Below are 23280 nucleotides of genomic sequence, written 5' to 3' on the forward strand. Positions count from 1 at the left end.
GGGCGGGCTCGAGCTCCGCCTCGCCAGGGGCCGCAACGTTGCCGGGGGCCGTGCACTGGTGACGGGATGAATCATCCAGCCTGTCGGCCGTGAATAAAGCCGCGATCAGCCGGGGTCGGCCCCGCTTTTTCCGGTTCAGCGCGCGTCAGTCCCCCACGGTCATGCCGCTTGACGGTGGCGTACGGACCATGCAGCGGTTTCCAGCGCCAGCATCGCGAGCAGGCTCCAGCCAAACACCGGCAGGGCCCAGGCCAGCGCCGCCATCAGCGGCCACAGCCACCGTGGCACCTGCCGCAGCTGCCGGGCCTGCAACGCGGGCGCGCCGAGCTTGCCGCGCGGGCGGCGCTGCCACCACATGACGACGCCGGAAACGACGGAGAAGACGGTGGTCAGCGCGGCCAGCGCCAGCACCCCCTGGTTCCAGACACCGAACTCGCCACGGTGAAACGGGATGCCCACGGCGGTGGCGCGCGCCAGCGCGGGCAGGCGCTCCCAGCCGCTGTTGAACAGCACGGCGCCGCTGCGTGCGTCCAGCGCGAGGTTGAAGCGGCCCTTGGGCTGGGTGCGGTCGAAGTTCTCGATGCGCCACACGCCGCCGGCGTCGGCCGGTGGCGTGATCTGCATCGCGATGTCGGGCGCCTGCGCGCGGCTGCGTTCCAGCACGGCCTGCCAGCTCAGCAGCGGGCCGTCGCCGGGCGACGAGCGCAGCGATTTCGGCGGCCGGGGCGCGTCCTGACCCAGCGTGGCTTGCAGGGTTCGGAAGCGCTCGCCGCTGTATTCCGCCCAGGTCAGGCCGGTGACCAGCACGACGGCCAGCACCAGCCCCAGCGCGATGGCGACGACGGCGTGCAGGTCGCGCCAGGTGGTGCGGCCACGGCCCCAGCGCGGCAGCAGCGCGCGCCAGCCCGGCCCGCCTTGGGCCTGCGAGCGCGGCCACCACATGACCAGCCCGGTCGCGAACAGCACCAGCATCCAGCTCGCGCCCAGCTCCACGAGCCAGCGCCAGCCGGCGCCCTGCAGCGCGGTGGAGTGCAGCTTCTTGGCCCAGGTCTTGAAGCGGGCCATCTCCTGCAACTGGCCCAGCACCTGGCCGGTGTAGGGGTTCACGTAGACGATGCTGCCGGACGGCAAGCCGTGGTCGTGCTCCGCCGCACCGTGGTGGGCGTGCGGCGCACGCAGCCAGACCTGCGTGCTGTCGTCAGCCGCATGCGCGGGCACGACGAAGCGCAGCGCCGCCTCGGGGGCTGCGGCCATGGCGGCGGCCACCTGCGCGTCCAGCGGCAGGCGCTCAGCCCCCACGCTGACACGGTCCACGTCGGCATGCCGCCAGGCCTCGATCTGCGGCGTGAAGACGTAGAGCAGGCCGGTCAGCGCGGCGAACAGGATGATGGGGCTGGCCACCAGCCCGGCCCAGAAGTGCAGGCGCCAGCACAGCCGGTTCAGCGCGGACGAAGGTGAGGGTTGGGCGCTCATGGGCTCTCCTTCAGCGGTTGAAGTGCAGTTCGGCGAACAGCGTGCGGCCGGGGTAGGGGTGGCTCTGGTAGGCGTGCTGGTCGGTCAGGTTGTTGACGCCCAGCGCCAGCTCCAGCTGCGGCGTGAACTTGTGGGCGCCGCGCACGTCGAGCTGGTTGAGCTTGGAGACACCGCCGTAGACGTTGGGGTTCACGTCGAGGTTGTAGGTGTCGTTGTAGGCCCGGCCCTGATGCCGAAAGCCAGCGGCAAACAGCCATTGCCGGTCCGGCCGGTAGCTGGCCTGCAGCGTGGCGCGGGTGCGCGGCACGCGCAGCCACCACTTGCCCACCATCGCCGGGTCGCGGCGGTTGGCGGTGACTTCGCTCCTGAAGGTGTAGGCCGCGCTAGCCTCCAGCGCCAGACCTTTGACACCCAGGTCCTGCGCCTGCCAGGCCAGCTCGACGCCGCTCGTCTTCACGCGGTCCACGTTCTGCACGCAGGTGTAGTTGCCGGCGCCGGTGGCCGTGGTCTTGCAGACCGCGGCGTCGGTGGTGGTCTGGCGCAGGATGGCGTCGTGCACGTCGTCGGCGTAGAGCGACACGCGCAGGCGCTGGCGGTCCCATTCCTGCTCGGCGCTGAGCTCGATGGCGTCGGCGGTCTCGGCCCTCAGCGTCGGGTCGGACAGCGTGACGCTGCCGGACGTGACGGTGCCGTTGTAGAGCTCCTCCACGTTGGGAAAGCGCACACCCCGGCCCAGGCTGGCCTTCAGCGTGAGCCGATCCGTGGCGGCCCAGGCGAGGGCTGCCTTGGGCGAGCTGCCGGTCAGCGTGCGGCGGTCGTAGTTGACGGTCACGCCGCCGCCGAGCTGGCGGCCGTCGTCGGTCGTGAAGCGCTCCTCGCGCCAGCCCAGCGTCAGCAGCCAGTCCTCGCTCATGCGCCAGGCGTCCTGGGCGTACAGCGCGGTGAGCGCGGTCTTGCCGCCGTAGAACTGGCTTGGCGTGCCGGTGTCGTGGCGCCAGTCCGCCGCCGTGTTGACGGCGTTCTCCAGCCGGTAGCCGTTGCGGTGCAGGCCCAGCGCCAGCGTGTGGCGGCCGTTGCCCCAGTCGTCGTCGCGGGGCGTGTAGCTGGCCTGCACCTCGGCGGTGTTCCAGCCGGTGCCGTCGCGCAGCGTCAGGCTGCCGGCGCCGCCGTTGGCGGCCACCGGGTCGGGGTTGTTGGCCTGGCGGGCGGCGTCCTTCAGCAGCCGGTAGTCCGACACCACCAGCGAGCCGTTCCAGCCCGGGCCGCGCTTGGTCTTGAGCGTGGCGCCGAGTTGCTGGTGCGTCTCCAGCCGCGTGGCCGGCGCAAAGCCGCTGGCCGGGATGGTGAAGGTGTTCGTGCCGTCGGTCACCGTGCCGGACCAGACCGTGTTGCCGGCGGCGTCGCGCAGCCAGCTGTCGTTGCGCGTCTGGGTGTCGTTATGCCACCACGAGGCCATGGCGCTGGCTTCCAGCCGGGGCGTCAGCATCGCGCCGCCGCGCAAGTTGAGTGTGTCCTGCACGGTGTGGTCGATGGCACCGCCGTTGGCGCCGAACACGGCGCGCTTCAGGCCTTTGGCGTCGGTGTCGTAGACGATGCCGGTGACGCGTGTGGCCGTGCCCGTGGTGGCGGGGAAGGCGCCGGCCGCGCTGGCCGTCACCGTCTGGTATTGCATGGGCTGGCCGGTGGCGTCCTGGTGGTTCAGGTCGGCGCTCAGCCACAGGCCGCTGTCAAAGCGCGTGGCCACGTGCAGCGAGGCTTGGCCGCTGTTGAAGCGCTCGGCCTGGCCGTATGGCTTGAAGTTCTGGCTGCTGGCCGTGGCGCGGCCCGACAGCTCGAAGCCCTGCGGCACGCGCTGGCTCACGGCCACCGTGGTGCCGATGGAGTTGCCGGGGAACAGCGCCGAGAACGGGCCGTAGAGCAGGTCCACCCGGGCGATGGCCTCGGGCGAGATCATGTTCCAGCGCGGCGCGTCGAAGCGGCCGAGGAAGTTGCTGATCAGATAGCCGTCCAGGTAGACCAGCGCGCGCGAGGGCTGCAGCGTGCCGAAGCTGCGGCCGGCCAGCAGCGCGTTGCGGTCGCCGAGGTAGCGCTTGCGCACCGTGGTGCCGGGGGCGTAGTTCAGCGCGTCCTCGGGGTTGAAGAGGTTTTGCTCACGCAGTTGCTCGGCCGTCTTGCTGGCCGTGGTGCCGGGCACGGTGGCGGGCAGGCCGCTCTTGATGGCGGTGCCGAGCACGAGGACGGGGGCGAGCTGCGCATCGGTGGCCACGCCCTGGGCGCGGGCGGCGGTGGTGATGCAGGCGAGGCAGGCGAGCGCGAGAGGCGCCAGAGGCGCGAGGGGGAATAGAGGGTTCACGTCGGGCAGGGATGCACGCGGCAGGCCGCCGCCCACGCAGGGCGGCGGCCGCCAGAAAAGAGGGCGCGCCGGGCGCGATGGCGCGGCGCAGGGCGGGCGGGTCAGGCCCGCGCCGGGGGCGCGTGCAGGCGCAACGTGAGCCAGCGCCGCGCGGCGTCGTGCGGTGACGCGGCGGGCTGGGCGGTGGGGGCCACGTGCGAGGCCCCGGGCCCGGCGGCGGCCAGCGTGGGCGGCAGCGCGGGCAGCGGGGCGGCGCCCAGCAGCGGCGCGAGCACGCAGCCGAGGTGGTGGGCGGTGTGCGGGCCGGTGCCGGGTGGCGGCTCGTCGGCCGGCAGCGTGCGCACACCGTAGGCCGAGCAGATGTCGGCCACAGTCACGCCGCGCGCCTGTGCCGCCGCCGCAGCCAGCCATGGCACGGCTGCGCGCAGCAACACGGCCAGCAGCAGCGCCGCCACCCACGCGGCGCGAGCCGTGCGGGCGAGGTGGCGGCAGGGCAGGCCGGCCGGCGTCATCGATCAGTGGGCGTCGCAGCCGTGGCCGACCTTGAAGGTGGCGCGGTGGCTGCTGCCGGCGGTGGCCTCGGGCTGGTCGAGCGTGACATGGGCCTGGGCCGCGACGGCCGCGAGAGCCAGGGTGGTGGCGATGAAGGCTTTCATGGGAGGCGTCCTCACAGATCGAACTTCAGCTCGGCCGAGTAGCTGCGCTGCGGGTAGTTGTGGAAGTTCCAGTAGCGGTCGTTGTTCAGGTTGTCGACGCCGAACGCCGCCGTCCACTGGCGATCGATCTTCCAGCGCACGCGCAGGTCGGCCGTCAGGAACTTGCCGACGCCCATGTAGGCGTCGCCGTTCACGTCGGCGTTGTTCAGCGTGCGGTACTGGCGGCCGCTGTAGCGCGTGGCGAGGCTGGCGCTCCACCGCTCGCTGAAGCGGTAGGCGGCCAGCGCGGTGGCGCGCCAGCGCGGGATGTTGGGCTGCCACTTGCCCACGGTGTCGCCCGGCGTTGTGACGAAGCCGGCGTTGGCCTTGATCTTGGAGTCGGTGTAGGTGAGGCTGCCCGACAGGTCCAGCCCCTTGAGCCCCCAGTCGGCCGCGGCCAGCGTGGCTTCCAGGCCGGTGGTGGCTATCTTGTCGATGTTCTGCACGCGGGTGACGTTCTTGTTCAGCACGGCGTCGACGATGGTCTGCGAGTACAGCGAGTCGCGCGTGGTCTCGGCAAACAGCGTCACGCGGGACTGCAGCGCGCCCCAGCCTTGCTCGGCGCTCAGCTCGGCTGTCCAGGACTTCTCGGGCTTGAGGTTGGGGTCGTTGATGTACTGCGAGTTGGTCGTCGACGTGGCGCCGTACAGCTCGCTGACGGTGGGCATGCGCACGGCCCGGCCCACGGAGGCTTTCAGCACCGTCTCCGGCGCGGCCTGCCACGACAGCGCGGCCTTGGGCGACAGGAAGTTCTCGCTGCGTGCGGCGTAGGCCTGGCCGGACGTGGCCGAGAAGTCGGTGCGCCCGTCCGAGGCCCGCCAGTGCTCGGCCCGCAGGCCCAGCACGGCCTTCCAGTCGGGGCTCAGCAGCCAGGCGTCCTGCGCGTAGGCAGACTGCAGCCGGGTCTTGCCGGTGACCTTGTTGAGCAGGTCACCCGGGCCATCGGTGAGGTAGTTGCCGGTGATGCCCGAGGTCAGGTAGCTGAGCTTGTAGCTGTCCTGCTGCAGGCCGAAGTCCACCACGTGATCGGTGCCGGCCGGCCGCCAGATGCCCTTGGCGGCCAGCGTGTTCCAGCCGGTGCCGCTGCCGTCGGCCAGCGTGCCGGCGCCGCCGCTCAGGGCGGCGGGCTGCGGGTTGCTGGCGGCGTTCTGGCGCTTGTCGTCGCGGCTGTAGTCGTAGAGGCTGGCGGCGACTTCCCAGTCCCACTCGCCGCCCGTGCGGCTCTTCACGGACAGGCCGTGCATCGTGTGGCGCAGTTGCTCGCGGGTGACGGCGAAGTCCGCGCCGGTCGGGCCGGCAAACTGCTGGCCGTTGATGTTGATGTATTCCTTGCCATCGGCGGCCTTGGTGCCCGTGTAGACCGGCTGGCCGTTCGCGTCCCGCAGCCAGCTCACGGCGTTGCCGTCGGCGTCGTTGCGCCACAGGCCCAGCACATAGCTGGCGCGCAGCGTGGGGCTGATGTCGTAGGCCAGCTTGAGTTTGAGGTGGTCCTGCACCGTGGCGTACTGCGTGCCCGCGCCGATCAGCAGCCAGGGCTGGTTGGCGCTGTTCAGCCCGGCCACGGCGCCCGTGACGGGGGTGCCCGCCGTGCCCGCGGTGCCGGCAGACACCAGCCGTTGGGCGAAGGTCAGTGGCTGGCCAACGCTGTCGGTGCGGTTGACGTTGATCCACCAGCTCCAGCTCCCTTCGCGGCTGCCGACCGATGCGCTGGCTGCCCAAGCGCGGTAGGTGTTCGTGTGGCCGTACAACTCCGACGACTGGCTGCCGTAGCCCACCTTGGCGTGGGCCTCGAACTTGGTCGGCATGCGGGTCTGGTAGTCCACCACGGCGCCCACCGAGTTGCCCGGGTAGGTGGCCGAGAACGGGCCGTACATGACGTCCACGCGCTCGATCTCCTCGGGCGTCACCAGCCCCCAGCGTGGCGGGAACGACAGGCCGCCCACGCCGTTGCCCAGGTAGTTGGACAGCAGGATGCCGTCCGCGTAGACGGCCGAGCGCGCGCTGTTGCCGGTGCCCGAGGCGCGGCTGGACAGGATGGCGTGGTTGTAGTCGCCGATGTAGCGCTTGCGCACCAGCAGGCTGGGCAGGTATTTCAGCGCGTCTTCCGAGTCGGTCGCGTTGACATGGCGCTCGATGTCCTCGCGCGTGACGGTCTCGCGCGTGGTGGGGATGTTGGTGGGCAGCGAACTGGGCGCTCCGCCTTGCACCCGCACCAGGCCCAGCTTCGTGCGCGGGGCGGGCGTGGCGCCGTCGCCACCGCTCGCGGTGACCTCGGTGGCCGAGGAGGTGACGTCGGGCGTCGACGCATCGGTGCCGGCCGCGCAGGCCGGGGCGGTTGTCAGCGCGAGGCCGGACACGGCGGCGCAGGCCGCAGCCGCGCGCGCAAGAGCAGTCTTGTTCATGAAATTCGCAGAGATCAGGTCGGGCCGTCGGCAATCAGGCGACGGCAGGCGCCACCCGGCGCGTGGGCCGGTGGCGAAGCAGCGGGACTCAGATCTCGGCGGGCGGCGCGCGGGCGCTGGCCGGCCGCCAGGCGTGGGCGGTGACCGGTGCGGTCCAGAAGCGCTCGGGGGCCTCGAAGCCCAGGTGGGCTTGCAGCGGCGCCGCCGGCAGGGCAGGGGGCGGCGCCAGGTCGGCGCTCGTGATGTGGCAGGCTGCGCAGTGGCCCTGCGTCAGCAGCGTGAGCGCCTTGTCGATGGGCCGGGGCTCGGCGGCCTTGCCAGCCACGCTCGGTGCGCGGCAGATGTCCTGCCAGGCCGAGAAATCACCGCGCGCATGCGCCATCGCCGCGCTGATGCCCGGCGCCAGCAGCCCCAGCACGAACACGGCCAGTAGCCACCACGCCTGGCGGCGGGCGGTGCGCTGGGTGAACGGCAGATGCTGCATGGCCGTCAGTGTAGGGGCGAGGCCGCCGCTGGCGACTGATGCAGCGCAAGCCCGGTGGCGTTGTGGCGCATCACCGGGGCAGCAACCTCACTGCGGCTGCAGCAGCTCCGCCAGCGCGTGCGCCACCACCTGCGTGGCGCGCTGCAGGTCGGCCAGGTCCAGGTGCTCGTCGGCACGCTTGGCATTGCTCTCCAGCACCGTGCGTGGCCCGGCGCCGTAGATGGCGGCCGGGACGCCCTGCGCGGTGTAGAGGCGCACGTCGGTGTAGAGCGGCGTGCCCGAGGTTGGGATGGGTTCGCCGAACACCGCCTCACCGTGCTTCTGCAGTGCGGCGACCAGCGGCGCCGCGCCGGGCAGCGGCGTCATCGGGTGGGCCAGCAGCAGGCGCTTGATCTCCAGCCGGATGCCGGGGGACCGCGCGACCGTGCTCTCGATCAGCACGCGCACCTCGGCTTCCACTTCGGCCGGGTTCTCCTCGGGGATCATGCGGCGGTCCAGCTTCAGCACCACCTTTCCGGGCACGACGTTGGTGTTGCTGCCGCCTTCGATGCGGCCGACGTTCAGGTAGGGGTGGGTGATGCCTGGCACCGCGGAGCGGCGCGTTTTCAGCACGTCGTTGTACGCGTACAGCGCCGTCAGCAGCTTGTTGGCGGCCTGCAGCGCGTCCACGCCCGTGGTCGGGTAGGCGGCGTGCGAGGCCAGGCCGTGCAGCGTGACCTCCATCTGCAGGCAGCCGTTGTGCGCGGTGACCACCTGGTAGCTGAAGCCTGCGGCGATCAGGAAGTCGGGCTTCGTCAGGCCTTGCGCCAGCAACCAGCCCGGGCCCAGCTCGCCGCCGAACTCCTCGTCGTAGGTGAAGTGCAGCTCGACGGCGCCGCGCAGCGGCAGGCCGGAATTCTTCAACGCCAGCAGCGCGAAGGTGTAGGTCGCGAAGTCGCTCTTGCTGACGGCCGACGCGCGGCCGTAGAGCTTGCCGTTATCAATCTCTGCGCCGTAGGGATCGTGGGTCCAGCCCTCGCCGGGTGGCACCACGTCGCCGTGGGCGTTCAGCGCGATGGTCGGGCCGTCTTCGGAGAAGCGGTGGCGAACGATCAGGTTGGTGATGGACTGCATGCCGGCGGCCTGCACGTCGGCGGCCGGCACAGCGTGCTTCTCCGCCTCGAAGCCCAGTTGAGTCAGCAGCTCGGCCGTGCGGTCGGCATGCGGCGTGTTGTTGCCGGGCGGGGTGTCGGTGGGGATGCGGACGAGTTGCTGGAGGAAGCGGACCTCGTCGTCGAAGTGGTCGGCAATCCAGGTGTCGGTTGAAATCATGCTCAGCAGGCCAATTTGAAGTCGGCAACGATCTGACCGTTCGAGAGAGCCATGCACGCCATGAACTCAAGACGAGAATCGTGGGCGAGTTGACCTTCAGTCAGATGGATAGGTTCGGGCAAAGCTTGGCTCTTCCGATGAAGTGCTGCAACTTCGTCGAGACGTTGCTTGAAGTAGGCACGGTAGTCCTCGGAGAGCGTACTTGCGAACGCGACAGCATTGAGGTAGCCGCCGACCGCTTGGAACGCAGCTTCCCCTGATAGGACAAAGCGCTCACCAACGGCAATCGCCAAGTGAGGATGGAGACGACGCAACTCCTCGCGCCGGGCGTTGAGTTCAGGCGATTCATCGGGTTTGCAGTGGTAAATCGCGAAGAAATATCGCGCGAAGTTCTCTTCGTCGCCGTCTAGCGTTTCCTCCAATGCATTCGTGGATGCAAATCTCAGACGCAAACGTTGATCCATCATGTGCCTCTAGATTGGGCGACTAGGTTTTGACAGAGCAATTCGAAAGCTCTGACAGCCAGCTCCGCATCATCCACCGTCACCGACTCCAGCGGGTTGTGGCTGATGCCGCCATTGCCGCCGCGCACGAACAGCATGGCTTGCGGCAGCAGCTCGTGCATCTTCATCGCGTCATGGCCGGCGCCGGAGGGCAGGCGGTGGAGGGGCAGGCCCAGTTCGGTGACCGCAGCTTCCCAGCGGGATTGCCAGGCCGCATCACTCGGCGCCGCGTTGGCGGCCAGTGTGGGTTGCAACGTGTGGCTCAGGCCGCGGCGCTGGCAGATCTCGTCGAGCTTGGCGCGCACGTCGGTGTCCAGCGCGTCGCGGGCGGCGTCGGTCGTGGCGCGCAGGTCCAGGCTGAAGCGGCAGCGGCCGGGGATGACGTTGATGGAACCCGACGGCACCTCCAGCATGCCCACGGTGCCCACCACATCGGGCACGGCGGCAGCACGCTGCTCCACAAAGAGGATCAGCTCTGCCACGCCCGCCGCGGCGTCGCGGCGCTGGCCCATGGGCGTGGTGCCGGCGTGGCTGGCCAGGCCGACGATCTCGCCGGTGTAGCGCCGGCTGCCGTTGATGCTGGTGACCAGTCCCAACGGCAGGTCCAGGCTGTCCAGCACCGGGCCTTGCTCGATGTGCACCTCGACAAAGCCGAGGTAGCGCGACGGGTCGCGCCGGAGCGCTGCGATGGATTCAAAAGTGCCGGGCAGGCCGGCGGCCTGCATCGCGTCGCGCAGCGTGACGCCGGCGGCGTCGGTGCCGTCCAGCCAGGTGGGGTCGAAGCGGCCGATGAGGGCGCTGGACGCGAGGAAGTCGGCCGGGAAGCGCTGGCATTCCTCTTCCGAGAAGCCCACCACTTCGATGCCGAACGGCAGCCGCCTGGTCGCTCGGTGCAGCTCGCGCACGGCCAGCATGGGCACGAAGATGCCCAGGCGCCCGTCGAAGCGGCCGGCGCGGCGCACGGTGTCGTAGTGGCTGCCGGTCAGCAGGCGCTGCTGCGTGGAGACCTCGCCGGTGCCGTGGTACACGCCGACGACATTGCCCACCGCGTCGCGCGTGACGTCGTCAAAGCCGCAGTCGCGCATCCAGGCCATCAGCTGCGCGGCGACGGCCGTGTGTGCGGGCGTCGCGTAGGTGCAGGTCAGGAAGTCCTCGGTGTCGCTGTGCGCGGCCAACTCGGCGGCCCAGTCCCACAGCTGCTGGCCGAGCTTCGGTTCCACGCCGAACTTGTCGTTCAGGCGGATCTCGGCGATGCGGTGGATCTGGCGCAGGCATTCGGCACGTTCCACCTCCGGGTGGGCGCGCAGCCGGCGCTCGAAGGTGGCGATGATGTCCTGGCGCGTGAAGCCCGTCCCGCGCGGGCCGCGCACGGCCAGGATGAAGGGAAAGCCGAAGCGCGCGTTGTAGTCGGCGTTGAGCTTGTGCAGCTTGGCGAACTCCTCCGGCGTGCAGGCCGTCAGCCCGGCCTTCTGCTGCTCGTTCGTCGACTCGGCCGTCAGCTCGCCGGCCACGGCAGCCTTGCCGGCCAGCTCGGGGTGGGCGCGGATCAGGCCCAGCTGTTCGTCGACCGTGGCCTCGCGCACGACGCGGGCCAGCGCGACCTTCAGTGCGGCCAGGCTTTTGAAGGGGCGGGCCGCCGCAGCGCGCTCGGCAATCCACGGCGAGTGTTCATAGGTACCGTCCAGCAGCGCGACGAAGTCCGCGGCGCTGGCGTGGTTCAGTTGATCGACAGTGAGTGGCATGGGCGAAAGGACAGTCGGCGTGTCGCCGGTCTTGAGTGTGACTCAGCGGGCACCGTCGATCCGGCTTTGCCGGGCGACTGGTGACGCCTCCTTGAGGGGGCGCGCGAAGCGCGTAGGGGGTGGGCTATGTCTCCCAGACGAAAGCCGTCTTGGCGTCAAAGGGGTGAACCGTTTTCCAGTGCCGGGCGATGTCCAGCCGGCGGCAGACCCACACGCGGTCATGAGACTCGATGTGGTCCAAAAACTTCTGCAGCGCACGCATGCGCCCCGGGCGGCCCAGCAGCCGGCAGTGCATGCCGATGCTCATCATCTTCGGGCTGTCGGCGCCCTCGGCGTAGAGCACGTCGAACGTGTCCTTCAGGTACTCGAAGAACGGCTCGCCGTGGCTGAAGCCCTGCGGCAGCGCGAAGCGCATGTCATTGCAGTCCAGCGTGTAGGGCACGACGAGGTGCGGGGCGAGTTCGCCATTCGTCTTGCGCACCTGCAGCCAGAAGGGCAGGTCGTCGCCGTAGTAGTCGCTGTCGTACTCGAAGCCGCCGAAGTCGGCCACGAGGCGGCGCGTGTTGGGGCTGTCGCGGCCGGTGTACCAGCCCAGGCCGTGCAGGCCGTCGGCCGGGCGGCCCAGCGTGAGGCGCTGCAGCGAGGCCATGGCCTGCGCCATGTGCGCGCGCTCGGTGCCTTCGTCCATGCCCTGGTAGTGAATCCAGCGCCAGCCGTGCGAGGCGATCTCGTGGTTCAGCTCGACGAAGGCCTGTGTCACCTCCGGGCAGCGCTCCAGGGCCATGCCCACGCCGAAGACGGTCAGCGGCAGCGCACGCTGCTCGAACTCCTTCAAGAGCCGCCACACGCCCACGCGCGAGCCGTATTCGTAGATGCCCTCCATGCTCAGGTGCCGGGCAGGGTAGCTGGCCGGGTTGAACATCTCGGACAGGAACTGCTCGCTGCCGGCGTCGCCATGCAGCACGGAGTTTTCGCCACCCTCTTCGTAGTTCAGCACGAACTGCACGGCCACGCGGGCCTGGCCCGGCCATTGCGCATGGGGTGGGTTCTCGCCGTAGCCGATCAGGTCGCGGGGATAGCGTGCTGTGCTCATCCCTACACTTTGCATCAAGCCGCAGCACCGAACAGGCACTGGAACCACGATGGGCAAACTGACAACACATGTACTCGACACCGCCAACGGCTGCCCTGCCGCCGGCATGGGCGTGCGCCTTTACCGTTTTGAGGCGGAAGGCCCCAAATGGTTGCGCAGCCTGCACCTGAACGGGGATGGTCGTGCCGACGGCCCGCTGCTGGAGGGCGCCGCCCTCGCGGCTGGCCGCTACCGCCTCGTGTTCGAGGTGGCCGCCTATTTCCGCGCCCGCGGCGCCGAGCTGCCCGAGCCGGCTTTCCTCGACGAAGTGCCGCTGGACTTCGGCATCGCCGACGCCGACTCGCATTACCACGTGCCGTTGCTGGCGTCGCCTTGGTCCTACTCGACCTACCGAGGAAGCTGATCGTGGAGCAGCCCACGCCGAAGCCTCTTCGCGAGCGCGCGAAGGGCACGATGCTGGACGGCATCGACGTGCTCGGCGTCGCCGCGTTCGGCAGCGGAGCCGTTGTGGGTGTGGCGTTCGCCAAGTTCATGCTGGGTGGTTTCCTGGCCGTTTTGGCGCTGGGCGTATTCGTGCGCCTCACGCGGCGGCGGGCGCGATGACGCTGCCGTTGATCCTGGTCACCGTCTCCCGTACCAGCGGCAGCGTGCCGCGTGAGGTGGGTGCGTGGATGACGGTTACCGCCCACGCCTCCACGGGTACCGTGGGCGGCGGGCATCTGGAGTTCGATGCCATTGCGCGGGCCCGCGCGGCGCTGGCCGGTGGTGAGCTCGAAGACGAGGTGCGTTATCCGCTGGGGCCGTCGCTCGGCCAGTGCTGCGGCGGCGTCGTGTGGCTGCGCTTCGAGCGCGTGGCGGCGGGTGAGGACCTGGCGGCGCGCCTGCCCTGCGAAGCACAGCGCCCGCTGGCCCTGTTCGGTGCCGGCCATGTGGGCCAGGCCATCGCCCGCATCGCGCGCGATCTGCCGCTGGCGCTGCACTGGATCGACAGCCGTGCCGAGCAGTTCCCTGCCGACCCGCCCGCGCGCGGCTGGCGGCAGGAGGCCGTTGATCCGCCGGCCGATGCAGTGCCGGACATCGCGCCGGGCGCGGCGGTGCTGGTGCTGACGCACAACCACGCGGAAGACTTCGACATCATTGCGGCCTGCCTGCGGCGCCAGCGCGAGCGGGGCGACCTGGGCTTCATCGGCATGATCGGCAGCAAGACGAAATGGGCGAGCTTTCGTCAGCGGCTGGAGGCGCGCGGCTTCGACGCGGCCGACCTGGCCCGCGTGACCTGCCCCATCGGCGTGCCCGGCGTGGCCGGCAAGCAGCCGGCCGTCATCGCGGTGGCGGTGTTAGCGCAAATCCTGGCGTTGCCATGAACAAAGTCGCGCCGCGCCTGTTCTGAGGCGCGGTGAGCGGTGCTACAAGACGCGCCGGCAAATTTGCCGATCAATTTCATGATTAGAACGCCGACCCGTGCTGCGCCAGCCCGGTGGTGATTTGTTGTGTGGCGCGACAGGCAAGGAGAGAAAAGATGTCCCAGTTCAGCCCGCCGGGCATGCTGCCGCGTGGCACCGACCGACTCGCGCAAGGGGGCGGTCGCGGGGCCGCGCAGAAGTTGCTGCTGGCATTTGGCTGGCTGACCTTGCTGACGGTCGCCATGGGCGGCGCGGCCCTTCAGGCGCTGGGCGCTGCGGGCGAAGGCCAGGCGGCGGCGCGGTGGGTGATCTGGGGCCTGCTCATCGTCAGCGTGCTGTCCGGCGGCTTGCTGGCGACGCTGCTGTTGCGTTCGACGGCGCGTGACCTGGGGGGCGAGCCGCGTGAGGTGGCCCGCCATCTGCGCCGCATTGCCGAGGGCAACCTGACCGGCCATCTGCCGGTGCGCCCGGGTGACGACGCCAGCGTGATGGCGGGCCTGGCGCAGATGCAGCAACGCTGGATCACGGTGGTGGCGCAGGTGCGCGAGGGCGCCGAGGGCGTGGCCATGGCCAGCGCCGAGATCGCCACGGGCAACATGGACCTGTCCCATCGCACCGAGTTGCAGGCCGCTGCCTTGCAGCGCACGGCGGCGGCGATGGGTGCGCTGCGGCAGCAGGTGACGTTCAGCGCCGATCACGCCAGCGACGCCAGCGGCGTGGCGACACAGGCCAGCACCGTGGCCGCACAGGGGGGCGCCGCGGTGGGCGGCGTGGTGGAGACGATGCGTGGCATCAGCACCAGTTCGTCGCGCATCGCGGAGATCATCGGCGTCATCGACAGCATCGCCTTCCAGACCAACATCCTGGCGTTGAACGCCGCCGTCGAGGCGGCGCGGGCGGGCGAGCAGGGGCGGGGCTTCGCGGTGGTGGCCGGCGAGGTGCGCAGCCTCGCGCAGCGCAGCAGCGAGGCTGCCCGCGAGATCAAGCAGCTCATCACCGACAGTGGTGAGCGGGTGCAGGCTGGCTCGCGCCAGGTGGACGGCGCAGGCGAGACCATGCAGCAGGTGGTGGACGCCATCACCCGGGTGGACCGCATCGTCAACGAGATCAGCGCGGCCAGCACCGAGCAGGCCCGCCAGGTGGGTGACGTGGGCGAGGCCGTCACCGAGATGGACCGGACCACGCAGCAGAACGCCGCGTTGGTGGAGCAGAGCGCCGCCGCCGCGGCCAGCCTGCGCGAGCAGGCGCAGCAACTGGTCGACGCGGTGGCCTTTTTCCGGCTGCACGAGGCCGGCGACCCGGCGCGTGTGGTGGCCGAGATGGAGGGCCGGCTCGCGCAATTGGGCACGCCCCGGCTGCAGGGCAGCGAGCGTGTCGGCGACCGCGACGTGCCGGGCCTGTATTTCGGTGGCCACAAGCTCACCAAGAATTACGCGCTGGTGGACGACATCAAGCGGTCGGTCGGTGCCACGGCGACGCTGTTCGTGAAGGTGGGGGACGATTTCGTGCGCGTCAGCACCAATGTGCTGACCCCCGAGGGCACGCGCGGCGTGGGCACGCTGCTGGCGCGGGCCCAGGCCTACGAGGCCGTCCGCCGCGGCCAGGCGTTCCGTGGTGAGGTGGACGTGCTCGGCACGCGGTTCGACGCCTGCTACAGCCCGATCAAGGACGGGCGTGGCAGCGTCATCGGCGTGACCTACGTCGGCTTCAAGAAGCGCTGAGCTGCCGGCAGCGCACGCGGCGGCCCGGCGCGCCGCAGCCGCATGGCTGGCACGGGGGCTGCATACACTTTGCCTCCAGTCGCAGCGGTGTCGGGGGTGCTCAGCTCCTGCGGACGCGACGCTTGGGCCTCACAGCACCCGCCGTGGTGAGGCCATCGAGATCACCACCGCTCATGGACATCTATCTGCTCGACTGGGCCAACCTGCTGCTGCGTTGGCTACACGTCATCACCGTCATCGCCTGGATCGGCGCGTCGTTCTATTTCGTCTGGCTGGACAACCACCTCGTCAAGCCGCTGGCGGCGGACCTGCAGGCAAAAGGCGTCGACGGCGAACTGTGGGCCGTGCACGGCGGCGGCTTCTACAACCCGCAGAAGTACATGGTGGCGCCGGCGAACCTTCCGAAAGACCTGCACTGGTTCTACTGGGAGAGCTACTGGACGTGGATGAGCGGCTTCGCGCTGTTCGTCGTGCTCTACCTCTTCAACGCCAGCCAGATGCTGATCGACCCGCGCGTGTACGCCTGGGGCGCGCCGTGGCAGGCGGTGTGTGCGGCGCTGGGCTTCCTCGTGGTGGGCACGGCGGTGTATGACATCGCCTGCCAGACGCTGGGGCGCACGAAGGACGGCGGCATCGGCCACGACGGCCGCGTGATGGCGGTCGTCGCGGTGTTCATCGTGTTCGCGAGCTGGCTGGCCAGCCATCTGTTCGCCGGCCGCGCCGCATTCCTGCTGATCGGCGCGACGCTCGCGACCATGATGACGGCCAACGTGGCGCACTGGATCATCCCGGGGCAGAAGAAGGTCATCGCCCAGATGCGCGCCGGCCAGAAGCCCGACCCCATCTACGGCCAGCGCGGCAAGCAGCGCAGCGTGCACAACACCTACTTCGGCCTGCCGGTGCTCATCGCCATGCTGAGCAACCACTACGGCATGCTGCACCAGCACCCGCACAACTGGGCGGTGCTGTGCGTGCTGATGGCGGCGGGCGTGGCGATCCGGGTCTTCTTCGTGAAACGCCACAAGGGCGTCAACAGCCCGGGCGCGGTAGTCGTGGCGCTGGTGCTGCTGGGCGGCCTGATCGCCTGGATGGCGCCCCGCCCGCAGGCCAGCGCCGCCGCCGCCCAACCCGTGACGCTGGCACAGGTGCAGGCCATCGAGGCGCAGCGCTGCGCGCTCTGCCATACCGGCGAGGCGGCGCAGAAGGGCGTGCGGCTGGACAGCGCCGAAGGGCTGGCGGCCCACAAGGCGCAGATCTACCAGCAGGTCGTCGTGCAGCGCGCGATGCCGCTGAACAATGCGACCGGCATGACCGACGACGAGCGCGCACTGGTCGCGCGCTGGGCCCTGCAACCCTGAAGCGCCGACGATGGCCCTCGACCCCCGCGCGCTGCTGCGCCAGCTCTACGACGTCGCCGTGGCGCGCGCGCTGCCGGGCGAGGTGCTGAAGGCGCATCTGCCCGCACCGCCCGATCCCGAGAAAGGCCGCACGCTGGTGCTTGGTGCCGGCAAGGCGGGTGGGTCCATGGCGCGGGCGCTGGAGGCTGCGTGGCCGGCCGACGCCCCGCTGTCGGGCCTCGTCATCACGCGCTACGGGCATGTGCCGCCGGGCTACCGGCCGCGCCGGCTGGAGGTGGTCGAAGCCGCCCACCCCGTGCCCGACGCGAGCGGGCTGGCTGCCAGCGAACGGCTGCTGGCGCTGACGCAGGGCCTGACGGCCGACGACCTCGTCATCTGCCTGATCTCCGGCGGCGGCTCGGCGCTGCTGAGCCTGCCGGCGCCCGGCCTCACGCTGGCCGACAAGCAGGCCGTCAACCGCGCGCTGCTGAACAGCGGCGCGGCCATCGGCGAGATGAACTGCGTGCGCAAGCACCTGTCGGCCATCAAGGGCGGGCGGCTGGCGGCGGCCTGCGCGCCCGCGCGCGTGCTGACGCTGACCATCAGCGACGTGCCCGGCGACGACCCGGCCGTCATCGCCTCCGGGCCGACGGTGGCCGACCCGAGCACCTGCGCCGACGCGCTGGCCATCTGCCAGCGCTATCGCATCGATCTGCCCGATGCCGCCCGCGCCGGGCTCGCGTCGGGCGCGTTCGAAACCCCCAAGCCCGGCGACCCGCGCCTGGCCGGCCACGAGCTGGTGATGCTGGCCACGCCGCAGATGAGCCTGCAGGCTGCCGCCGAGGCGGCGCGCGCGCAGGGGCTGGCGGCGCACATCCTCAGCGACGAGATCGAGGGCGAGTCCCGCGTCATCGGCGGCATGCATGCGGCGCTGGCGCGCGCGGTGCGGCGGTACGGCCAGCCGTTCGCGCCGCCTTGCGTGATCCTGTCGGGCGGCGAAACCACCGTGACGGTCGCGCCCGGCGCGCGCGCCGGGCAGGGCGGGCGCGCCACCGAGTTCCTGCTCGGCTGTGCGCTGGCGCTGCAGGGCGAGCCCGGCATCTGGGCGCTGGCGGCCGACACCGACGGCATCGACGGCGTGGGCCCGCATGCTGGCGCGCTGCTGACGCCCACCAGCCTGGCCCGCGCCCGCGCGCTGGGCCTGAGCGCCCAGGCCTTGCTGGACGGGCACGACAGCGCCAGTTTCTTCGCGCCGCTGGGCGATTTGCTGAACCCTGGCCCGAGCTTCACCAACGTGAACGATTTCCGCGCGATGCTCGTGATGGGGCCCTAGACTGGGTCGCCCATCGACCGAGACAAGGAGTCCACGATGACCGCAGCTGCCGAGCGTTTCTTCGTCAAGCACAGCGCCCTGCCCACCATGCCCGAAGTGGCCTCCCGGCTGCTGAAGAGCTTCGATGACGACAACGTCGGGCTGGCGCAGGTGGCGGCCCTCATCGAGAAAGACTCCACCTTGTCGGCCAAGGTGCTGCGGCTGGCCAACTCGGCGCATTACAGCCCGTCGCACCAGATCGCCACGGTCATGGACGCGGCCCACGCGCTGGGGCTGGAGACGCTGCGCAACCTTGCGATGGCCGCCTGCCTCAGCGGCGCCTTCCCCAAGGTGCAGGGGCTGGACCGCACGACGTTCTGGCGGCACAGCATCGCCACGGCCAACTATTCGCGCATCCTCGCCCGCATGCTGGGCGCCGATGGCGCCACCACCGACACGGCCTACCTCGCCGGGCTGATGCTGCGCACCGGCCAGCTGCTGATGGCGATGGACGACCCCAAACTCGTGGCCGATGTGGAAAGCCATGCGAACGAGCCCGGCAGCCGCTTCTCGCTGGAGGAGCACCGCTTCGGCTGCACGCATGCCGACGTGACGGCGGTGCTGGCCGCGCATTGGCATTTCCCGCAGCGCATGGTGGAAGCGTTCAAGGACACCAACACGCCGCTGGAGATTCGCCCGTTCTCGCTGATCGCCGCCGTGCTCCACCTGGCCGAGGTGCTGGCCGATGCTGCACAGCATCACGACGAACCCGCGCAGGCGCTCAAGGTCGCGGTGCCCGAACTGATCGACCACCTGCGGCTGGACCTGGACCTGCTGGCCGCCAAGCTCACCGCCGCCGGCGACCCGGCGGCTGAGGTCGAGCAGATGCTGCACTGACGCGCTCGCCGCTCTCCGTGGCGACGGCGGCGCTGTCAGCGAGGACGCCGCCGGTCTGGCAGACGAGGGCGGGCTGCGGGTGCGGTCATGGGCTGGCGCCGTTCTGGCAGCGCCCCGCCAGTTACCATCCCGGCCCCATGCAGTCTGCCTTCGTACCGCCCCATGCCCTTGCCGTTTGAACTCCAGGTCGGGCTGCGCTACGTCCGCGCCGGCCGCGGCGGGCGGCGCAACCGCTTCATCAGCTTCATCTCCGGCGCGTCCATGGTGGGCATCGCGCTGGGCGTGATGGCACTGATCGTCGTGCTGTCGGTCATGAACGGCTTCCAGAAGGAAGTGCGCGACCGCATGCTCAATGTCATCGCCCACGTGGAGCTGCTGGACTATGCCGGCCAGGCGCTGCCCGACTGGCAGGCCACCGCTGCGCAGGCGCGGCGCAATCCCGAGGTCATCGGGGCGGCGCCCTTCGTCGCCAGCCAAAGTCTCATCGCGCGCGGCGAAGACATGCGCGGCGCCGTCATCCGCGGCATCTCGCCAGCCGAGGAGGCCACGGTCACCGGCCTGGGCGCGCAGCTCAAGGACACCGTGCTGGCCAAACTGGCGCCGGGTGCCTGGAACATCGTGCTGGGGGCCGAGCTGGCGCGCCAGCTGGCGGTGGGCGAGGGCGACAAGATCACCGTGGTAGCGCCGGGCGGCCAGGTCACGCCGGCCGGCGTCGTGCCGCGGCTCAAGAGCTTCAACGTCGTCGGCATCTTCAACTCGGGCCACTACGAGTACGACTCCAGCCTGGCGCTCGTGCATGTGGACGACGCCGCCAAGCTCTTCCGCACCGGCGGCCCGACGGGCGTGCAGCTCAAGCTGCGTGATGTGCACGAGGCCCGCCGCGTGGCCGGCGAACTGTCCAACGCCATGGGCCCGCAGATCCGCGTGCGCGACTGGACGCGGGCCAACGCCGTGTGGTTTGACGCCGTGCAGATCGAGAAGCGCATGATGAGCATCGTGCTGACGCTGATCGTCGCCGTGGCGGCGTTCAACCTGCTGTCGACGCTGATCATGACGGTCACCGACAAGCAAAGCGACATCGCCATCCTGCGCACGCTGGGTGCCAGCCCGCGCTCCATCATGGGCATCTTCATCGTGCAGGGCGCCGTGTCCGGCGTCATCGGCACGCTGGCCGGCGTCGTGTTCGGCCTGCTCATCGCCTTCAACATCGACGTCATCGTGCCGGCCATCGAACACTTGCTCAACACCAGCTTCCTGCCCGGCAGCGTCTACCTCATCAGCCAGATGCCCAGCGATCCGCAGTGGGGCGACATCGCGCCCATCGTCGTCGTGGCGCTGCTGCTGTCGCTGATCTTCACGCTCTACCCGAGCTGGCGCGCCAGCCGCGTGCAGCCGGCGGAGGCGCTGCGCTATGAGTGACCTCATTCTTCAAGCCACCGGCATCACGCGCCGCTTCGAGGAAGGCGGCCTGGACGTCACCGTGCTGCGCGGTGTGGACTTGGCCGTGAAGCGCGGCGAGACGCTGGCCATCATTGGCGCGTCGGGCTCGGGCAAGTCCACGCTGCTGCACCTGCTGGGCGGGCTGGACCAGCCCACCGTCGGCAACGTCACGTTGATGGGCCAGTCGTTTGCGTCCATGGACGAGGCCGAGCGCGGCCGCTGGCGCAACCAGCACCTGGGCTTCGTCTACCAGTTCCATCACCTGCTGCCGGAGTTCTCGGCGCTGGACAACGTGGCCATGCCGCTGCGCATCCGCCGCCAGACGCCCGCCCAGGCGCAGGCCGCTGCCGCGCAGATGCTGGCGCGCGTGGGCCTGAAGGAGCGTGTGCAGCACCGGCCGGCGGAGCTGTCCGGCGGCGAGCGCCAGCGTGTGGCCATTGCGCGGGCGCTGGTCACGCGGCCCGCCTGCGTGCTGGCCGACGAGCCCACCGGCAACCTCGACCGCGACACCGCGGATGCCGTCTTCGCGCTGATGCTGGAGCAGGCGCGCGAGCTGGGCACCGCCTTCGTCCTCGTCACCCACGACCGCGACCTCGCGGCGCGCTGCGACCGGCAGCTGCGCCTGGTTGCCGGCCAGTTCTCTGCCTGATCTGCTCGCATGACCACCCCTCGCTTCATCCTCAAGCTCTCCTGCCCCGACCGCGCCGGCATCGTGCACGCCGTCACCGGCGTGCTGCTGCAGCAGGGCGGCAACATCCTCACGTCCCACCAGCACGGTGACGCGGACCATGCGCGCTTTTTCATGCGCATCGAGTTCGAGGCGGTCGCTGAAGAGCAGGCACTGCAGGCCGCGTTCCAGCCGCTGGCGCAAGAGTTCGGCATGGACTGGGAGCTGGTTTCGCGCGCCCGCAAGACGCGCGTGCTGCTGCTGGTGTCCAAGCTGGGCCACTGCCTGAACGACCTGCTGTTCCGCGTGCAGACGGGGCATCTGCCGATCGAGATCCCGGCCATCGTGTCCAACCACCGCGACTTCTACCAGCTCGCGGCCTCGCACAACATTCCCTTCCACCACTTCCCGCTGCTGGGCGCCACCGACGCGCAAAAGCAGGCGCAGGAAGCCAAGATCCGCGAGGTCGTCGCCGAGAACCAGATCGACCTCGTCGTGCTGGCGCGCTACATGCAGATCCTGTCGCCCGAGCTGTGCCGCGACCTGAGCGGCCGCGCGATCAACATCCACCACAGCTTCTTGCCCAGCTTCAAGGGCGCCAAGCCCTACCACCAGGCCTACGAGCGCGGCGTGAAGCTCATCGGCGCCACGGCCCACTACGTGACCAGCGACCTCGACGAAGGTCCGATCATCGAGCAGGAGGTCGCCCGCATCGACCACAGCATGCCGCCGGAGCAGCTCGTCGGCATCGGCCGCGACATGGAATGCGTCGCGCTGGCGCGGGCCATCCAGTGGCATGCCGAGCACCGCGTGCTGTTGAACGGCAACCGGACGGTGGTGTTCCGCTGAGGCGGGGCCTGCGAACGCCATGGCAGCGGGTCGCGAAGGCCAGGCGGCAGTGTGGATCGACACCCACTGCCACCTCGACGCGGCCGAGTTCGACACCGACCGTGACGCCGTCGTCGCGCGTGCCCGCGCTGCGGGTGTCACGCAGATCGTCATCCCCGCCGTCGATGCGCACAGCCTGGCGCGCGTGCGCGAGCTGGCGCACGAGCATGGCTTCACGTACGCGTTGGGCATCCATCCGCTGTACGTGATGAACGCCAGCGAAGGCGACCTGGGCCGCGTGGCCGAGGCGTTGGAGCAGCACCGCGACGACCCGCGGCTCGTCGCCGTCGGCGAGATCGGGCTGGACTTCTTCGTGCCGGGCCTGGACGCCGACACCCAGCAGCGCTTCTATGTCGAACAGCTCAAGTTGGCGAAGCGCGCCGGCCTGCCGGTGCTGCTGCATGTGCGCCGCAGCGCCGATCAGCTGCTGGCCGGCCTGCGCCGCGTCGGCTTTGCGCACGGCGGCATCGCCCACGCGTTCAACGGCAGCGAGCAGCAGGCGCGGGCCTTCATCGCGCTGGGTTTCAAGCTAGGCTTCGGCGGCACGCTGACCTTCGAGCGCTCGCTGCAGATCCGCCGCCTCGCCGCCGAGCTGCCGGAGACCGCGCTGGTGTTGGAGACCGATGCGCCGGACATCCCGCCGCAGTGGCTCTACAAGACGGCCGAGGCGCGGGAAGCCGAGCCGGGGCAGGGGCAGGGGCGCAACGAGCCGGCGGAACTGCCACACATCGCAGAGAGCCTGGCTGAGCTGCGTGGCTGGACGTTGGCTCAGACCGAGGAGATCACCAGCGCGAACGCCTGCGCCGCTTTGCCCAGGTTGGTAGCGCAGGAAGCCCAGTGACTTGCCGACGGCAATGCAGGCCCTCGGTTCGACGGGGCGTCGCCGTTGTCTCCAGCCTCTCTTTCAGCGGAAGTGGACATTCCGTTTGCTTCAGAACGCGCAGCCGGGCGCAAGCTTTCGGATCGCGGCGAGCAAACTATGGAAGGCGTCAGAGGTGGCTTCCGAGCCGCTGGGACGTCCATCAAAGTCTGGATATTCGTTCGAGCCGGCGCTAGACACGGCAGCATCTGCGTACTTGATGCTCAAACTCCATCGCGTCCCGTCGTAGACGAGCGAAGTCGGAGAGTAGGACCCCTCCCAGCGCCACACCTTCAAGCGATCCAACTCTGTGCGGAAATCCTGCCAGGCAGTCCTGGAAGGGGGCGGAAGTTTGAAGCGCTTGACTCCGCTCGGCTTCCGCACTTCGCAATAGAGGTTTGCTCGGCTCAGGTGAAGTGACGGGCCGTATCCCATGCTACTTACCGAAAGATCCAAAACGTTGGGGCGCTGGTCTGCATGGACGTTGGCCGAAGCAACAAGTGGGATCAGCAGCGAGCCGACGAGCTTGGCGGTATTCATCAAAGCAATTTTGGCGCGAGGCGGCGGGAAATCGGCCGCGCATACAGCGCTTGCTGCAAGCAAGAGCCCTGTGCCTCTGCTCGCGGCAACAACGAGCCTCAGCTCTACCCGGTCGCTGGCGCCGAGGCGCCCGCATCCATCCCGAACAGCACTGGGCCAA

The 23280-nt window shown here is 70.0% G+C and carries 22 protein-coding genes; 11 read left to right on the forward strand and 11 right to left on the reverse strand.

Annotation, left to right across the window (positions count from 1 at the left end; all coding sequences use genetic code 11):
• Positions 1-159 precede the first annotated feature (159 nt).
• The 10 genes from ACG00X_RS22140 to puuE all read right to left on the reverse strand — a co-directional run bounded on the left by ACG00X_RS22140 (position 160) and on the right by puuE (position 12056).
• Positions 160-1473, reverse strand: coding sequence for a PepSY-associated TM helix domain-containing protein (locus ACG00X_RS22140; RefSeq protein ID WP_394491644.1), 1314 nt, complete (start codon positions 1471-1473; stop codon positions 160-162).
• 10 nt (positions 1474-1483) lie between these two features.
• Positions 1484-3826 (reverse strand): TonB-dependent receptor, encoded by a 2343-nt coding sequence (locus tag ACG00X_RS22145; RefSeq protein WP_394491646.1) that lies wholly within the window; start codon positions 3824-3826, stop codon positions 1484-1486.
• Positions 3827-3927: 101 nt separating this feature from the next.
• Positions 3928-4338: a hypothetical protein gene (locus ACG00X_RS22150; RefSeq protein ID WP_394491648.1), complete on the reverse strand. Its 411-nt coding sequence runs from the start codon at positions 4336-4338 to the stop codon at positions 3928-3930.
• A gap of 3 nt (positions 4339-4341) precedes the next feature.
• Positions 4342-4482, reverse strand: coding sequence for a hypothetical protein (locus ACG00X_RS22155; RefSeq protein WP_394491650.1), 141 nt, complete (start codon positions 4480-4482; stop codon positions 4342-4344).
• Between the two features lie 11 nt (positions 4483-4493).
• Positions 4494-6923, reverse strand: a complete 2430-nt coding sequence (locus ACG00X_RS22160; RefSeq protein ID WP_394491652.1) for a TonB-dependent receptor — start codon at positions 6921-6923, stop codon at positions 4494-4496.
• Between the two features lie 88 nt (positions 6924-7011).
• Complete coding sequence (locus ACG00X_RS22165) at positions 7012-7407, reverse strand: DUF2946 family protein (protein ID WP_394491654.1); 396 nt, start codon at positions 7405-7407, stop codon at positions 7012-7014.
• Between the two features lie 87 nt (positions 7408-7494).
• Positions 7495-8718: an ArgE/DapE family deacylase gene (locus tag ACG00X_RS22170; protein ID WP_394491656.1), complete on the reverse strand. Its 1224-nt coding sequence runs from the start codon at positions 8716-8718 to the stop codon at positions 7495-7497.
• 2 nt (positions 8719-8720) lie between these two features.
• The gene (locus tag ACG00X_RS22175) at positions 8721-9182 is read right to left on the reverse strand and encodes a hypothetical protein (RefSeq protein ID WP_394491658.1); all 462 of its coding nucleotides are present in this window, start codon (positions 9180-9182) and stop codon (positions 8721-8723) included.
• The gene (gene uraD / locus ACG00X_RS22180; protein WP_394491660.1) at positions 9182-10963 is read right to left on the reverse strand and encodes a 2-oxo-4-hydroxy-4-carboxy-5-ureidoimidazoline decarboxylase; all 1782 of its coding nucleotides are present in this window, start codon (positions 10961-10963) and stop codon (positions 9182-9184) included. The genes ACG00X_RS22175 and uraD overlap by 1 nt, the downstream gene beginning before the upstream one ends.
• Positions 10964-11087: 124 nt before the next feature.
• Positions 11088-12056 (reverse strand): allantoinase PuuE, encoded by a 969-nt coding sequence (gene puuE / locus ACG00X_RS22185; RefSeq protein WP_394491662.1) that lies wholly within the window; start codon positions 12054-12056, stop codon positions 11088-11090.
• A gap of 49 nt (positions 12057-12105) precedes the next feature.
• On the opposite strand from puuE, the gene uraH reads away from it, so the two are divergent.
• The 11 genes from uraH to ACG00X_RS22240 all read left to right on the forward strand — a co-directional run bounded on the left by uraH (position 12106) and on the right by ACG00X_RS22240 (position 22562).
• The gene (gene uraH, locus ACG00X_RS22190) at positions 12106-12459 is read left to right on the forward strand and encodes a hydroxyisourate hydrolase (RefSeq protein ID WP_394491664.1); all 354 of its coding nucleotides are present in this window, start codon (positions 12106-12108) and stop codon (positions 12457-12459) included.
• Between the two features lie 2 nt (positions 12460-12461).
• On the forward strand, positions 12462-12659 hold the full coding sequence (locus ACG00X_RS22195; protein WP_394491666.1) for a hypothetical protein: 198 nt from the start codon (positions 12462-12464) through the stop codon (positions 12657-12659).
• A complete protein-coding gene (gene xdhC, locus ACG00X_RS22200; RefSeq protein WP_394491668.1) occupies positions 12656-13420 on the forward strand; it encodes a xanthine dehydrogenase accessory protein XdhC in 765 nt (254 codons plus the stop codon). The genes ACG00X_RS22195 and xdhC overlap by 4 nt, the downstream gene beginning before the upstream one ends.
• A gap of 155 nt (positions 13421-13575) precedes the next feature.
• Positions 13576-15180: a methyl-accepting chemotaxis protein gene (locus tag ACG00X_RS22205; RefSeq protein ID WP_394491670.1), complete on the forward strand. Its 1605-nt coding sequence runs from the start codon at positions 13576-13578 to the stop codon at positions 15178-15180.
• A gap of 173 nt (positions 15181-15353) precedes the next feature.
• Complete coding sequence (locus ACG00X_RS22210) at positions 15354-16538, forward strand: urate hydroxylase PuuD (protein ID WP_394491672.1); 1185 nt, start codon at positions 15354-15356, stop codon at positions 16536-16538.
• Between the two features lie 10 nt (positions 16539-16548).
• Entirely contained in the window at positions 16549-17850 is a 1302-nt protein-coding gene (locus ACG00X_RS22215; protein WP_394491674.1) for a glycerate kinase type-2 family protein, read from the forward strand.
• A 36-nt stretch (positions 17851-17886) separates the two neighbouring features.
• Positions 17887-18726, forward strand: a complete 840-nt coding sequence (locus ACG00X_RS22220; RefSeq protein ID WP_394491676.1) for an HDOD domain-containing protein — start codon at positions 17887-17889, stop codon at positions 18724-18726.
• Positions 18727-18888: 162 nt separating this feature from the next.
• Positions 18889-20145: a lipoprotein-releasing ABC transporter permease subunit gene (locus ACG00X_RS22225; RefSeq protein ID WP_394491678.1), complete on the forward strand. Its 1257-nt coding sequence runs from the start codon at positions 18889-18891 to the stop codon at positions 20143-20145.
• Positions 20138-20815, forward strand: a complete 678-nt coding sequence (gene lolD / locus ACG00X_RS22230; RefSeq protein WP_394491680.1) for a lipoprotein-releasing ABC transporter ATP-binding protein LolD — start codon at positions 20138-20140, stop codon at positions 20813-20815. Before ACG00X_RS22225 ends, lolD begins: the two co-directional genes overlap by 8 nt.
• Before the next feature lie 9 nt (positions 20816-20824).
• A complete protein-coding gene (gene purU, locus ACG00X_RS22235; RefSeq protein WP_394491682.1) occupies positions 20825-21682 on the forward strand; it encodes a formyltetrahydrofolate deformylase in 858 nt (285 codons plus the stop codon).
• A gap of 19 nt (positions 21683-21701) precedes the next feature.
• Positions 21702-22562: a TatD family hydrolase gene (locus tag ACG00X_RS22240; protein WP_394491684.1), complete on the forward strand. Its 861-nt coding sequence runs from the start codon at positions 21702-21704 to the stop codon at positions 22560-22562.
• Positions 22563-22652: 90 nt separating this feature from the next.
• On the opposite strand, the gene ACG00X_RS22245 is transcribed toward ACG00X_RS22240, so the two are convergent.
• Entirely contained in the window at positions 22653-23120 is a 468-nt protein-coding gene (locus ACG00X_RS22245) for a hypothetical protein (RefSeq protein WP_394491686.1), read from the reverse strand.
• Positions 23121-23280: the final 160 nt, after the last annotated feature.

This window comes from Pelomonas nitida, from assembly GCF_043555975.1.
GTDB lineage: Bacteria > Pseudomonadota > Gammaproteobacteria > Burkholderiales > Burkholderiaceae_C > Pelomonas > Pelomonas nitida.

What these genes read in the sequence shown, in the direction of transcription:
- ACG00X_RS22140 (WP_394491644.1), bottom strand. Translation starts at nt 1,473, where the DNA reads ATGAGCGCCCAACCCTCACCTTCGTCCGCGCTGAACCGGCTGTGCTGG.
- puuE (WP_394491662.1), bottom strand. Translation starts at nt 12,056, where the DNA reads ATGAGCACAGCACGCTATCCCCGCGACCTGATCGGCTACGGCGAGAAC.
- ACG00X_RS22150 (WP_394491648.1), bottom strand. Translation starts at nt 4,338, where the DNA reads ATGACGCCGGCCGGCCTGCCCTGCCGCCACCTCGCCCGCACGGCTCGC.
- ACG00X_RS22240 (WP_394491684.1), top strand. Translation starts at nt 21,702, where the DNA reads ATGGCAGCGGGTCGCGAAGGCCAGGCGGCAGTGTGGATCGACACCCAC.
- ACG00X_RS22245 (WP_394491686.1), bottom strand. Translation starts at nt 23,120, where the DNA reads ATGAATACCGCCAAGCTCGTCGGCTCGCTGCTGATCCCACTTGTTGCT.
- uraH (WP_394491664.1), top strand. Translation starts at nt 12,106, where the DNA reads ATGGGCAAACTGACAACACATGTACTCGACACCGCCAACGGCTGCCCT.
- ACG00X_RS22175 (WP_394491658.1), bottom strand. Translation starts at nt 9,182, where the DNA reads ATGGATCAACGTTTGCGTCTGAGATTTGCATCCACGAATGCATTGGAG.
- ACG00X_RS22220 (WP_394491676.1), top strand. Translation starts at nt 17,887, where the DNA reads ATGACCGCAGCTGCCGAGCGTTTCTTCGTCAAGCACAGCGCCCTGCCC.
- ACG00X_RS22210 (WP_394491672.1), top strand. Translation starts at nt 15,354, where the DNA reads ATGGACATCTATCTGCTCGACTGGGCCAACCTGCTGCTGCGTTGGCTA.
- ACG00X_RS22225 (WP_394491678.1), top strand. Translation starts at nt 18,889, where the DNA reads ATGCCCTTGCCGTTTGAACTCCAGGTCGGGCTGCGCTACGTCCGCGCC.
- uraD (WP_394491660.1), bottom strand. Translation starts at nt 10,963, where the DNA reads ATGCCACTCACTGTCGATCAACTGAACCACGCCAGCGCCGCGGACTTC.
- ACG00X_RS22205 (WP_394491670.1), top strand. Translation starts at nt 13,576, where the DNA reads ATGTCCCAGTTCAGCCCGCCGGGCATGCTGCCGCGTGGCACCGACCGA.
- ACG00X_RS22215 (WP_394491674.1), top strand. Translation starts at nt 16,549, where the DNA reads ATGGCCCTCGACCCCCGCGCGCTGCTGCGCCAGCTCTACGACGTCGCC.
- lolD (WP_394491680.1), top strand. Translation starts at nt 20,138, where the DNA reads ATGAGTGACCTCATTCTTCAAGCCACCGGCATCACGCGCCGCTTCGAG.
- ACG00X_RS22170 (WP_394491656.1), bottom strand. Translation starts at nt 8,718, where the DNA reads ATGATTTCAACCGACACCTGGATTGCCGACCACTTCGACGACGAGGTC.
- ACG00X_RS22165 (WP_394491654.1), bottom strand. Translation starts at nt 7,407, where the DNA reads ATGCAGCATCTGCCGTTCACCCAGCGCACCGCCCGCCGCCAGGCGTGG.
- xdhC (WP_394491668.1), top strand. Translation starts at nt 12,656, where the DNA reads ATGACGCTGCCGTTGATCCTGGTCACCGTCTCCCGTACCAGCGGCAGC.
- ACG00X_RS22160 (WP_394491652.1), bottom strand. Translation starts at nt 6,923, where the DNA reads ATGAACAAGACTGCTCTTGCGCGCGCGGCTGCGGCCTGCGCCGCCGTG.
- purU (WP_394491682.1), top strand. Translation starts at nt 20,825, where the DNA reads ATGACCACCCCTCGCTTCATCCTCAAGCTCTCCTGCCCCGACCGCGCC.
- ACG00X_RS22155 (WP_394491650.1), bottom strand. Translation starts at nt 4,482, where the DNA reads ATGAAAGCCTTCATCGCCACCACCCTGGCTCTCGCGGCCGTCGCGGCC.